The following is an 11,917-nucleotide window of genomic DNA, read 5'->3' as shown; positions in this document are numbered from 1 at the left end:
CGGTAGGTTTCCGGGCGTGTCAGCGACCCCTGCTCGTCGGATCCTCGCCGTCGTACCAGTTCTGGCCCTGCTGGTACTGAGTGGCTGCACAGCCGGCCCGGCAGTGCACACCCGACGGATCACCGCCCACCAGCCGTCCCCGTCCGCCTCGCCGTTCGCGCCGTCGGCCTCGCCGTCCACACCGTCCACCTCGCCGTCCGCGACGGCGACGCCCACTCCGGGGAGCCTGGAGTGGTACCTGTCCCAGGTGCCGACCTTCCCCGCAGCGCCACCGCCGCAACCGGTGCCGCTGCCCGCGACCGACGCGGCCCCGTTCTGGCACCGCCTGCCGACCGACCAGAAGGTCGCCTTCATCACCATCGACGACGGTGCGCTGGCCCGCCCGAGCGCGGTGGCCGACTTCGTCTGGCGGGCGCACATCCCGGTCACCATGTTCCTGAACTCGCCTGCGGCGGAGGAGTACCCCGAGTACTTCCGGCAGATCCAGGTCGCGGGCGGGGTCGTCGAGAACCACACCATCAACCACACCTCGCTGGCCGGCCGGTCGTACGACTACCAGAAGCGGGAGATCTGCGGAGCTGCGGACAAGCTGGAGGCGCTGTTCGGCAAGCGGGCGACACTGTTCCGTCCACCGTTCGGCGAACACGACAGCACCACGTTGAGAGCGGCGCACGACTGCGGCGCGAAGGCGGTCGTGCACTGGACCGAGACCGTCCACGAGGGGAAGGTGCGCTACCAGACCCCGGAGAAGGTGGTCCAACCCGGTGACGTGCTGCTCATGCACTTCCGGCCGGCGCTGATGGACGACCTCCTCGCGGCGCTGAAGGCGATCCACCGGGCCGGGCTCACCCCGGCGCTGCTGGAGGACTACGTGCTCTGAGCCCGCCGGAGCCTGACGAAAGTCAGGGTCGGGAGGTGCCGTTCGGGCGCGGTGCGGCAACGGGTCACTCGCCTAGCGTCAACGCATGATCACATTACGTGGGTTGACGAAACGCTTCGGCGCGACCGTCGCGGTCGACGCGTTGACCGTCGACATCGCGCCCGGCCGGGTCACCGGGTTCCTCGGCCCCAACGGCGCCGGCAAGTCCACCACCATGCGGATGGTCCTCGGGCTGGACCGCCCCACCGCCGGTCAGGCCCTGGTCGGCGGGCGCGCGTACCGGGAGTTGCGCCGGCCGCTGCACGAGGTGGGGGCGCTGCTCGACGCCCGGGCCATCCACCCGACCCGATCCGGCCGGGCGCACCTGCTGGGCATGGCCCGCAGCAACGGCATCCCCACCAGACGGGTGGACGAGGTGCTGGACACCGTCGGCCTGGACGAGCGGGCCGCCCGGAAACCCGGGCGGACCCTCTCCCTCGGCATGGGCCAGCGGCTCGGCATCGCCGGCGCGCTGCTCGGCGACCCACCGGTGCTGATGTTCGACGAGCCGGTGAACGGCCTCGACCCGGACGGGGTGCGCTGGGTACGTCACCTGATGCGCTCACTGGCGGACCAGGGACGGACGATCTTCGTGTCCAGCCACCTGATGAGCGAGATGCAGCTCACCGCCGACCAGCTCGTGGTGATCGGTCGGGGACGGCTGCTCGCCGACGCGCCGACCGACGAGGTGGTCGCCCGCAGCGCGGTCGCGGTGCGGGTCCGCAGCCCGCACCCGGACGGCCTGGCCGCCCTCGCCGCGCGCCTCACCGCCGCCGGCGCGACCGTCACGGCCGCCGACCGGCACGACCTGACCGTCACCGGCACCACCGTGGACCGGGTCGGGGACCTGGCCCACGAACTGGGGGTACGACTGCACGAGTTGAGCCCGCACGGCGCGTCACTGGAACAGGCGTTCATGGAACTCACCGCCGACAGCGTCGAGTACGCCGGCGGACCGACCGGCGGTGGCGCGCGATGAGCACCCGTACCCGTGCTGGCGTCGTGGCCGCCGAGTGGACCAAACTCGCCTCGGTGCGCAGCACCTGGTGGACGGCTCTGGCCGGGCTGCTGGTGACGGCCGCGAGCGCCGGCCAACTGGCCATCTACGCCGCCAACGCCAACACCAACGACGACCCGGCCGACGACCGGGGAATCGTCACCGTCGGCAGCGTGCTGATCGACTCGGTCGAGCTGACCCAGTACGTGGTGCTGGCGCTCGGCCTGCTGGCGATCACCGCCGAGTTCACCAGCGGCACCATCCGGACCACGTTGCAGTGCACCCCGTCGCGTGGTCGCGTACTGCTGGGCAAGGCCGTCGTCGCCGGAGCGGTCACCTTCGCCCTCGGTCTGCTGCTCGGCGGCGTCGGCGCCCTGGTCGCCCGGCCGGTGCTCGGCGAGTGGGGCAGCGCCCCGGCCGCCGGCACGATCGGCGACATCGTGGCGGTGGCGGCGTACCTGGCGTTGGTCGGCGTGCTCGCCCTGGGCCTCGGCGCCGCCCTGCGCAGCGCGGTGCTGACGATCACCGTGCTGCTGGCCACCCTGATGATCGTGCCGCTGTCCCTCCAGGAGCCGGACATCGACGTGCTGACCCGGATCGCCGACGTGTTCCCCGGCGTGGCCGGCGGCCACTTCCTGGCCGGCGACACCGAGCCGTACCCCAGCCTGGTCGGGCTGCTGCTGCTCGCCGGGTGGGCCGGCGCCGCGCTCCTGCTGGGCCGGGCCGCGCTGCGCCGCCGCGACGCGTGACGCCTGCGGCTGGGCGAGGGCTCCCCGGCCCTCGCTCAGCCGTCGACCAGCCCCGCCTCGTACGCGAGGATCGCCGCCTGCACCCGGTTGCGCACGTCCAACCGGGTGAAGATGCTGGTCAGGTAGCTCTTCACGGTGCCCTCCACCAGGTGCAGCCGGCGGGCGATCTCGGCGTTGGACAACCCCGCCCCCACCAGGGCCAGCACCTCCCGCTCCCGCTCGGTCAACCCGGCGGTACGGTCCCGCGCCACCGGCCGGCGGGCCAACCGACCGGCACCCAGCTCGATCACCCGACGGGCCACCCTCGGCGACAGGTACGCCCCACCGTCGGCGACCGCGTGCACCCCGGCGATCAACTCACGTGGGTCGCCGGCCTTGAGCAGAAACCCGCTCGCGCCGTGCCCGAGGGCCCGCGCCACGTGGTCGTCCTCGCCGAACGTGGTCAGCATGATCGTCGCGGTGTCCGGCACGACCCGACGGATCTCGGCGGCCGCGGCCAGACCGTCCAGCCGAGGCATCCGGATGTCCAGCAACGCGACCCGGGGTCGGTGCGCACGGACCAGCTCCACCGCCTCGTGCCCGTCGGCGGCCTCGGCGACCACCTCGATGCCCGGATCGGTGGCGAGGATCGCCCGGACACCGGCGCGGATCATCGCCTCGTCGTCGGCCAGGACCACCCGGACCCGCTCCGCGCCGGCCGTGTCGGTGTTCACTACGCGATCCACTCCTTGCTGGCCAACCGGCCGTCGGTGAAGCAGAGCCGCCAGGTCGGCTGCGCGAGGGGGAAGTTGCCGTCGGTGTAGTACTCGCAGCCGTCCCGGTCCGCCGTCGTCGGGCGTTCCAACGGCCGCCGGGGCAACCCGGTCAGCTCCGACCGGGCCGTACCGACGCGCATCTGGTCGAAGGTGGCCCGGTCCAGCACCGTCCCGGCGGTCGCCACCGGGTAGTAGACGAGGGAGAGCACCAGGGCGAACCCGGCCGGCGCCACCAGGGCCACGAGCAGACTGCGCCGGACCCGTCGGCGAGCGTCGTGCAGCCGCCGCTCCGCGTCCACCGGCCGCTCGACCGCACCGGGATCCCCCGCGTCGGGCTCCCCGGCGTCGGACGGTGCCGCCAGGCCCAGCCCGGCGGTGTCCACCGGCGCGGTGGCCGGCAGCACCGCCCGTACGGCGAAGCCGCCGTCGCTGTCGGGGCCGGCGTGCAGCGTTCCACCGGCGAGACGAACGCGCTCGGCGAGTGCGAGCAACCCGCTGCCCTGCGACGGTGGGGCGGGCAGCGGTCCAGCCGACGGTGCGTCGTTGACGACGGCCACCTCGACCCGGTCACCCTCGCGGGTCAGGCACACGTCGACGGGAGCGCCGGGCGCGTACCGGGCGGCGTTGGTCAACGCCTCCCGCACGATCCGGTGGGCGGCGTGACCGGTCATCGCCGGTAGTTCCGCGACCACCGAGGTCGCCTCCATCCGTACCGCCATGCCGGCCTCCCGGGCACCCTCGACCAGATCGGCGACGGTCTCCCCGCTCGGACGCACCGACGCGCCCCCGTCCTCACGAAGCACCCCGATGATCTCGTGCAGTCGCTCGGTGGCGGCGGAGACACTGGCCCGCAACTCCCCCGCCGCCGCCCGGTGCCGGTCGTCGAGGTCGGCGGCGACCTCCAGAGCGGCGGCACGCAACGCGATCAGGCTGAGGTCGTGACCGAGTGAGTCGTGCATCTCCCCGGCGATCCGGGCCCGCTCGCGGAGCCGGATCCGCTCGGCGGCACCGCGCTGCTCACGGGTCGACGCCTCGAAGTGCCGCCGACCGGCGTCGGCCAATTCCTGCTGCTGACGCCGGTACCGGCCCACCAGCCAGGGGAACACCGCCGCGAAGAGCAGCACCGAGGCGAGCAGGAACCAGGTAGCCGCGCCGGTGCCGAGCAACCCCAGGTTGAGCGCCGTACCGCCGGCCACGATCAGCACGAAGACACCGGCCGCCGGACCCACCGACGCGGTGCGCCGTCCGGCGAGGTAGCTGAAGACCGGGATCGCGAACACGAAGTTGCCGTCGACGACCGACCCCAGCACCGCCAACACCAGGGCCACCAACGGCTGACGTCGACTCGCCACCACCGCCACGCCGAGCAGCAACACCTTGGCCAACGCCAGCGGCACCGCGTACGGCGCGTACGGCGGACTGAAGCCGGCATAGCCGACCGGGGCGGCCACCACCGCCCAGAGCAGCACGTCCGACACCAGACCGCGCCAACGGCCCGACCGGCCCGACGGCGAAGAGTCGAGGATCCGCACGGCGGTCAGGCTACCCACGCCCGACCTGCGCGGACACCGACGAAAGTCAGGTGTTCAGCCGCTCTCCTCGGCCCACACCCGCCAGTCGTCGAGCACCCCGTGCAAGGCCGGGGTCAGCCAACCCGGAGCGGAACGCCGGAACACACCCGGGTCCATCGCACCAGCGCCGTCCGGCACCGCACCGAGCAGGTTCGGCACCAGATCGGTGAGATTCGTCCAGTGCACCAACTCCGGCCGGGCCGGCCACGCGCCGATCACCACACCGGCCGGCACGGCACGCCGGTCCAGCGCCTCCAGCGTCAACGCCGTGTGGTTGAGCGTGCCCAACCCGGCACGGGCGACCACCACCGCCGGCGCGCCGAGCGACACCGCCAGGTCCGCCATCGTCCACGGCTCCCCCGACGGACGCAGCCCCATCGGCACCAGCAGACCACCCGCGCCCTCGATCAACACCAGGTCGTGCTTGTCGACCTCGTCGCGCACCGCGTCCACCGCCGTGTACAGCTCCAACGGCGGCAGATCGGCGACCCGGGCGGCAGCCAACGGAGCCAGCGGATCGGGATAACTGGCCAGGGTCCGGCCGGTCAGCGGAGCAGCCAGCCGGTTGACCGCGTCCACGTCGCCGGGCTCACCACCCGCCGTACCGGTCTGACCCGGTTTGAGCACGGCCACCCGCAACCCGGCAGCCTGCGCGGCGGCCGCGATCGTCGCCGTCACCACGGTCTTACCGACCTCGGTGTCGGTCCCGGTGACCAGAACCGGCCCCTCCCACCCGGTCATGGGGCGGACTCCACGATGACGTCCAGGGCCCGTTCGAACGTCGCCCGGGGCACTCCCGCGCTGACCGTCAGGCGCAGGCGGGACCGGCTGTCCGGGGTGGACGGCGGTCGGAAGCACCCCACCGCGACGCCCCGGTCCCGGCAGTCGGCGGCCCAGGCGGTCGCCGCCTCCGGGCTGGGAGCCGCCACCGAGATCACCGCCGCGTCCGGCGTGGAGACGGTCAACCCGGCCGCCCGCAGTCGGCCGACCGCCACCGCCACCCGGTCGGCCAACTCCCAGCGCAGGTCGTCGCCGCCCCGGGTCAGCCGCAGCGCGGCGTGCACCCCGGCGGCGACCGCCGGGGGCAGGGCCGTGTCGAAGATGAACGTACGGCTGGTCTCGACCAGGTGCCGCACGAACTCGGCCGGCCCGGCCACCACGCCACCCGCGCCGCCGAGCGCCTTGGACAGGGTGGCGGTGACCACCACGTCCGGCTCACCGGCCAGCTTCGCCGCCGCCACCGCGCCCGCCCCGGCCGGACCTGTCACACCCAGCGCGTGCGCGTCGTCGACCAGCAGCAGAGCGCCGTGCCGGCGGGCCACGGCGTGCAGCCGGGCCAGTGGGGCGAGGTCACCGTCGACCGAGAACACCGACTCGGTCACCACCACCGCCGGGCGACCCGGAGCGGCGGCGAGCGCGGCGGCCACCGCGTCCACGTCGGCGTGTGGCGTGACCACGGTCTCCGCACCGGAGATCCGGCAGCCGTCGATCAGGGACGCGTGGTTGTGGGCGTCCGAGACGAGCAGCGTCCGAGGTTGGACGAGTGCCCGCAACGCACCGAGGTTCGCCAGGTAGCCGGAGGAGAAGACGAGGGCACGGTCGGTGCCCAGCCACCGCGCCAGCTCGGTCTCCAACGCCTCGTGCGCGTCGGTGGAGCCGCGCACCAGGCGCGACCCGGTCGCCCCCAGCCCGTACGCCGACAGCGCGGCCGCCGCGGCGGCGGTGACCTCCGGGTGGGTGGCCAGGCCGAGGTAGTCGTTGCCGGCCAGATCGGTCATCCCGTCGGCGGCGGGACGCGGCTGCAGTCGCCGGGTCAGCCCGGCCTTCGCCCGCAGATCCGCGCGGCGGTCGAGCGCCGCCAGCCAGTCCGCCACGTCACTCCTTCACCGCCGTCCGCGCCGGTCAGCCCGACACCCGCCGGGCGAAATTACCACCCGCCCCCGACGCCCGACGGATCCACTCGCTGGCCGGTATAGGGGCTGCCAGGTCATTCCGGCTGATCGGGCCGCCTTGTAGGGTACGAGCCATGCCAGAGATCCTCGACCAGGCCCGGAGCCAGGTCCTCGGTGACGGTGTCGGCCTCGACCAGGCTGGCATCCTCGCCGTGCTGAACCTGCCCGACGAACACCTTCCCGCCGCCCTGCAGCTCGCCCACGACGTGCGGATGCGCTGGTGCGGCCCGGAGGTCGAGGTCGAGGGGATCGTCTCGCTGAAGACCGGCGGCTGCCCGGAGGACTGCCACTTCTGCTCCCAGTCCGGTCTGTTCACGTCCCCGGTGCGCTCGGTGTGGCTGGACATCCCGTCGCTGGTCGAGGCCGCGAAGCAGACCGCGGCGACCGGGGCGACCGAGTTCTGCATCGTCGCCGCGGTGCGCGGCCCGGACGCCCGGCTGATGAAGCAGATGCGCGAGGGCGTCGCCGCGATCAAGGCGGCTGTCGACATCCAGGTCGCCGCGTCGCTGGGCATGCTCACCAAGGAGCAGGTCGACGACCTGGTCGACATGGGTGTGCACCGCTACAACCACAACCTGGAGACCTGCCGGTCCTACTTCCCGAACGTGGTCACCACGCACTCCTGGGAGGAGCGCTGGGAGACGCTGCGGATGGTCCGCGACTCCGGCATGGAGGTGTGCTGCGGCGGGATCCTCGGCCTCGGCGAGACGGTCGAGCAGCGGGCCGAGTTCGCCGCGCAGCTCGCCGAGCTCAACCCGCACGAGGTGCCGCTCAACTTCCTCAACCCGCGCCCCGGCACCCCGCTCGGTGACCGCCCGGTGGTGGAGGGCAAGGACGCGCTGCGGGCCATCGCCGCGTTCCGACTGGCCATGCCACGCACCATCCTTCGGTACGCGGGCGGCCGGGAGATCACCCTCGGTGACCTGGGCACCCGCGACGGTCTGCTCGGCGGCATCAACGCGGTGATCGTCGGCAACTACCTGACCACGCTGGGTCGTCCGGCGACCGCCGACCTGGAGCTTCTGGACGAGTTGAAGATGCCGGTCAAGGCGCTCTCCGCCACGCTGTGACGACCATGACGACGACGCAGCTGTGGTGCGACAGGTGTGGTGAGCCGGCGACGGCCACCGCCCACCCGGCCTGCGCCACGGCCCGTCAGTTGGAGCCGCCCCGGTTCTGCCCCCGGTGTCGGCGGCGGATGAAGGTCCAGGTGCTGCCGGTGGGTTGGTCGGCGATCTGCGTCGAGCACGGCGAAGTCCGGGGCTGACGCGGATGCTGCGCGGGCGGGCGGTGACCCTGCGACCGGCGACGGACGCGGACGTGCCAGCCCTCGCGGCGATCCGGGCCGAGCCGGAGGTACGCCGGTGGTGGCGCGGCGACGACGACCTGAGCGATTCCGTCCGCGCCGACCTCGGCGACGACGACCTGCACGTGTACGCGATCGAGCACGACGGTCAGGTGATCGGCGCGATCCAGTGGTACGCCGAGGCCGACCCGGACTACCGCCACGCCAGCCTGGACGTCTTCCTCGACCCGGCGGTACGCGGTGCCGGCCTGGGCGTGGACGCGATCCGCACCCTGGCCCGGCATCTCATCGACGAGTACGGCCACCACCGCTTCACGATCGACCCGGCGGCGGCGAACAGCGCCGCTATCCGCGCGTACGCCAAGGCGGGTTTCCGTCCGGTGGGGGTGCTGCGCCGCTACGAGCGCGGCGAGGACGGGCGGTGGCACGACGGCCTGCTGATGGATCTGCTCGCCGACGACCTGGTGGAGTGAGCGGGCCCTTCAGTCCGCGACGCGGGCCGGCAGGATCCGCGCAACGTCGGGGAAACTGCTGCCTCCCCATGCGCGGAGGCAGCAGTTTCGGTGATGTTGCGCGGATCTTGCGGGCCGCGCTGGCTGCGCGGCCCGCACCGCCGGTCAGACGATGGTGCAGGTGGCGTTGTTCACCGTGAAGGCCGTCGGTTTCGGGTTGGTGCCGCTGTGCGCGCCGTTGAAGCCGAAGCTCACCGACGCGCCGGGCGCGAGCGCACCGTTGTAGGACAGGTTCGTGGCGGTGACCGCCGTGCCGCTCTGGCTGACGGTCGCCGACCAACCCTGACTGACGGTCTGCCCAGCCGCGAAGCTGAACCGCAGCGTCCAGCCGTTGATCGCGGTGGTGCCGGTGTTGGTGATCGTGACGGTGGCGGTGAAGCCGGTGTTCCAGTCGGTCGTGGCGTACCCCACCGAGCAGGCACCGCCGACCGGCGGGGCCGCGGTGGTCACCCCGACCGGCGCGGACGCCGCGGAGGTGTTGCCGGCCGCGTCCACTGCCACCACGTAGAACTGGTACGCCGTGGAGGCGGTCAGCCCGGACACCGCCTGGGTGGTGCCGGTCGGCGAGCCGACCAACGCGTCGGTGGTGCCGGCCTCGCGGTAGACCCGGTAACCGGTGACGCCGACGTTGTCGGTGGACGGGGTCCAGGCCAGGGTGAGCCCGGTGGCGGTGACGGCCGAGGCGACCGGCGTGCCGGGCGTGCTCGGCGCGGTGGTGTCGGCGGTGCCGGCCGGGGGCGTGGTGATGGTGAGCTTCGGCGAGGCGGCCGAGGTGTTGCCCGCGCCGTCGCGAGCCACGACCGTGTACTCGTACGACGTCGCCGGCAGCAGCGTCGTGATGGTCAACGTCGTGCCGGTGACCGGCCGGACCACTACCGTATCGCTGTTGACCTGGACTTCGCGGACGTCGTAGCCGGCGAGGCCACTGCCGCCGCTGTCGGTGGACGGCGCCCAGGTCAGCGTGACGGTGCGGGGTCCGAGGGCGGACGCCACCGGGGTGCCCGGGACGGTCGGCGCTGCGGTGTCCGGCACGACCGGCCCCGGCTCGTCGCCCCAGACGCGGGTGGTGCCGGAGTAGAGCGGCACCTTCCGGTTGGGCCCGGCGGTGGCCTGGTACGACGGGTCGTTGGTCGGGTCCCAGGTGCCACCCTCCGGCACGCCCACCTTGAACTGGACCTCCATCCGGTGCTGCGACTGACCGGCCGGGGCGATGGTGTACCCGGTGCAGTCCACCTCGACGTACCAGATGTCCCCGCTGTACTGCTTGGCCGTCGTCGGGGACGGGCAGCCCTGGGTGTAGCCGGCGGTGACCTGCACCGGACCGGTGCCGTCGGGCCGGAAGTAGTACCGGAACTTCCCGTCGGTGAGCGCCCGGGCCGGGAACGCCGACTTGTTGTAGACCATCACCTTGAGCCCGGTGGCCCGAGGTTCGGCCTGCGTCACAGTGGTCTCCACGGTCAGCTCGTCGATGTCCGGCGTCTCCGCGACCGGGAAGTTCGCCAGCGGCGTGCCTCCGTACTCGGAGACCAGCCGGACCAGCGCGGAGGTGAAGCCGGCGTTGTAGTCGGTGGCCACCTCGTTCATCACGTAGTCCGACCGGCTGTCGCTGTACGCGTCGTTGGCCGACGACGGTCCGCCGACCAGCGCGCCGTAGAGGGTGTGCCTGGTCTCGACGGGCACGGTCTGGCTGTCCCACCAGGAGCCGTGCGCGGTGCGGTGGTGCGGGTTCTTCGGCGAGTTGGCCCCGAACCCGATCACGTAGCTGGAGTTGCGCGGGTTGTCGCCGAGGGCGTAGTTGATCTGCCGGACGGCGAAGTCGTGGTACCGCGCCTTGCGGGTCGTGTCGGTGGTCTTGTCGCTGTAGACCAGCGCGGCGAACGAGGTGTTGGCGGCGTAGCGCAGCGCACCCCAGGAGTCGAGCACCGCCATCCCGCCGGGTGAGTACGGCACCCGCTGCCCGTTCACCCCGACGGTCCAGTAGTCCAGCCACCGGTTGGCGTCGTCGACGTACTTCTGCTTGCCGGTCAGGTTCGCCAGCAGCACGTACGCGCCGAACTGCTTGTTGTCCCAGGCGATGGTCCACTTGTAGGAGCGGGTGGTGGACTGGTTCTCGGTGCCGAGCTTGTCGTACTCGCTCTCGGCCTTGGCCAGGTAGCTGGCCTCGCCGGTGGCCCGGTGCAGCCAGATCGCGGCCCAGACCAGTTCGTCCTGCCAGCCGCTCCAGGAGCGGTAGAAGCTGGTAGCGTCGGTGATGCACTCGTGGTAGGACTTCCGCACCGTGTCCGCGAAGGTGTAGAGCTGCCGGGCGTGCCCGAGCAGCTTGTCCGCGTAGGCGGCGTCGGTGGGCCGGAACACCATCGAGGAGGCGGCCATCGCGGCGGCCGTCTCCCCCGCCAGGTCCGCGCCGCCACAGCTCGCATCGATCTTGTACGCGGGCCGCGCCATCGGCATCACCTCGGCCGGACCCCACCACTTGTGGTCGTCGTCGCCCTTGCCGACCTGCCCGTAGAGGACGTTCGCCGACGGATGCGCCTTGATGAAGTAGTCGTTGACGAAGCGCAGGTTGTTGAGCAGGTGCGGCAGTTGCCCGGACGCGGCGTAGCCGCTGCGGTACTCCACCGCGCCCCACGCGAGCATCGTGGCGCTGAACGCCATCGGGAAGCCGAACTTGACGTGGTCACCGGCGTCGTACCAGCCGCCGGTGAGGTCCAGACCCGCGCTGGCGCCGTCGGTGAGCGCGCTGTCGCCACGCCAGGAGACCCGGTTCCAGTCCGGCAGTTCGCCGGACTGCTGCGCCTCGTAGAAGAGCAGCGACTTCTGCAACGCCTCGGCGTAGTTGTACGTCGCCGGCGCGGCTGAGGCGGGCGACGACGTCGGCCCGGTGACCACGAGGGACAGACCGGTGAGCACTGCCGCTCCGGCGGCCAGCATCCGCCGCGGCCAGGGTTGGTCTCGCACCGGCTGCGCGGCAGACCTCCGGCGGATCCGTTGCGGGTAGGACATCGCGGACTCCTGTCGGTGGCGCCGCCGGGCAGCCCGACCGATGCGGGACGGCTTCGGGTGTTTCGGGTGCCCGGCGGCAGTGGTGGTGGAGCCGGGACGCGCCTCGGGAGCGCTCCCACAGATGAGCGTCAATGTAGCCGCCCAGGTGCCGCC

The 11,917-nt window shown here is 72.6% G+C and carries 11 protein-coding genes; 6 read left to right on the top strand and 5 right to left on the bottom strand.

From position 1 onward, the window contains the following. Positions 1-16 precede the first annotated feature (16 nt). The 3 genes from O7614_RS10000 (at position 17) to O7614_RS09990 (ending at position 2,665) form a co-directional block, all read left to right on the top strand. Positions 17-880: a polysaccharide deacetylase family protein gene (locus O7614_RS10000; RefSeq protein WP_278138185.1), complete on the top strand. Its 864-nt coding sequence runs from the start codon at positions 17-19 to the stop codon at positions 878-880. An 85-nt stretch (positions 881-965) separates the two neighbouring features. Then, a complete protein-coding gene (locus O7614_RS09995; protein ID WP_278138184.1) occupies positions 966-1,898 on the top strand; it encodes an ATP-binding cassette domain-containing protein in 933 nt (310 codons plus the stop codon). Continuing rightward, entirely contained in the window at positions 1,895-2,665 is a 771-nt protein-coding gene (locus O7614_RS09990; protein WP_278138183.1) for an ABC transporter permease subunit, read from the top strand. Before O7614_RS09995 ends, O7614_RS09990 begins: the two co-directional genes overlap by 4 nt. A 35-nt stretch (positions 2,666-2,700) precedes the next feature. Here O7614_RS09990 and O7614_RS09985 read toward each other — a convergent pair whose 3' ends face one another. Genes O7614_RS09985 through O7614_RS09970 form a run of 4 tightly spaced genes read right to left on the bottom strand, consistent with a single transcriptional unit; the run spans position 2,701 to position 6,865 of the window. Then, the gene (locus O7614_RS09985) at positions 2,701-3,378 is read right to left on the bottom strand and encodes a response regulator transcription factor (RefSeq protein WP_278138182.1); all 678 of its coding nucleotides are present in this window, start codon (positions 3,376-3,378) and stop codon (positions 2,701-2,703) included. Next, positions 3,378-4,970 (bottom strand): histidine kinase, encoded by a 1,593-nt coding sequence (locus tag O7614_RS09980; protein ID WP_278138181.1) that lies wholly within the window; start codon positions 4,968-4,970, stop codon positions 3,378-3,380. Before O7614_RS09980 ends, O7614_RS09985 begins: the two co-directional genes overlap by 1 nt. 36 nt (positions 4,971-5,006) lie before the next feature. Then, on the bottom strand, positions 5,007-5,732 hold the full coding sequence (bioD, locus tag O7614_RS09975) for a dethiobiotin synthase (RefSeq protein ID WP_278138180.1): 726 nt from the start codon (positions 5,730-5,732) through the stop codon (positions 5,007-5,009). Further along, positions 5,729-6,865, bottom strand: a complete 1,137-nt coding sequence (locus O7614_RS09970) for an 8-amino-7-oxononanoate synthase (RefSeq protein WP_278138179.1) — start codon at positions 6,863-6,865, stop codon at positions 5,729-5,731. Before O7614_RS09970 ends, bioD begins: the two co-directional genes overlap by 4 nt. Positions 6,866-7,017: 152 nt before the next feature. On the opposite strand from O7614_RS09970, the gene bioB reads away from it, so the two are divergent. From bioB to O7614_RS09955, 3 genes are read left to right on the top strand one after another with little or no spacing between them, the layout of a single operon-like run. Further along, a complete protein-coding gene (bioB, locus tag O7614_RS09965) occupies positions 7,018-8,013 on the top strand; it encodes a biotin synthase BioB (protein ID WP_278138178.1) in 996 nt (331 codons plus the stop codon). A gap of 5 nt (positions 8,014-8,018) precedes the next feature. Further along, entirely contained in the window at positions 8,019-8,210 is a 192-nt protein-coding gene (locus O7614_RS09960) for a hypothetical protein (RefSeq protein ID WP_278138177.1), read from the top strand. A gap of 5 nt (positions 8,211-8,215) precedes the next feature. Next, a complete protein-coding gene (locus O7614_RS09955) occupies positions 8,216-8,722 on the top strand; it encodes a GNAT family protein (RefSeq protein ID WP_278138176.1) in 507 nt (168 codons plus the stop codon). Positions 8,723-8,866: 144 nt separating this feature from the next. Here O7614_RS09955 and O7614_RS09950 read toward each other — a convergent pair whose 3' ends face one another. Continuing rightward, entirely contained in the window at positions 8,867-11,692 is a 2,826-nt protein-coding gene (locus O7614_RS09950; protein ID WP_347404396.1) for a glycoside hydrolase family 9 protein, read from the bottom strand. Positions 11,693-11,917 lie beyond the last annotated feature (225 nt).

The organism is Micromonospora sp. WMMD961 (assembly GCF_029626145.1).
In the GTDB taxonomy this organism is placed as follows: domain Bacteria; phylum Actinomycetota; class Actinomycetes; order Mycobacteriales; family Micromonosporaceae; genus Micromonospora.
Note: the sequence above shows the minus strand (reverse complement) of the source record. Positions and strands in the feature narration are given on the sequence as shown.

What these genes read in the sequence shown, in the direction of transcription:
- O7614_RS09950 (WP_347404396.1), bottom strand. Translation starts at nt 11,692, where the DNA reads ATGCTGGCCGCCGGAGCGGCAGTGCTCACCGGTCTGTCCCTCGTGGTC.
- O7614_RS09990 (WP_278138183.1), top strand. Translation starts at nt 1,895, where the DNA reads ATGAGCACCCGTACCCGTGCTGGCGTCGTGGCCGCCGAGTGGACCAAA.
- O7614_RS09960 (WP_278138177.1), top strand. Translation starts at nt 8,019, where the DNA reads ATGACGACGACGCAGCTGTGGTGCGACAGGTGTGGTGAGCCGGCGACG.
- bioB (WP_278138178.1), top strand. Translation starts at nt 7,018, where the DNA reads ATGCCAGAGATCCTCGACCAGGCCCGGAGCCAGGTCCTCGGTGACGGT.
- O7614_RS09955 (WP_278138176.1), top strand. Translation starts at nt 8,216, where the DNA reads ATGCTGCGCGGGCGGGCGGTGACCCTGCGACCGGCGACGGACGCGGAC.
- O7614_RS09995 (WP_278138184.1), top strand. Translation starts at nt 966, where the DNA reads ATGATCACATTACGTGGGTTGACGAAACGCTTCGGCGCGACCGTCGCG.
- bioD (WP_278138180.1), bottom strand. Translation starts at nt 5,732, where the DNA reads ATGACCGGGTGGGAGGGGCCGGTTCTGGTCACCGGGACCGACACCGAG.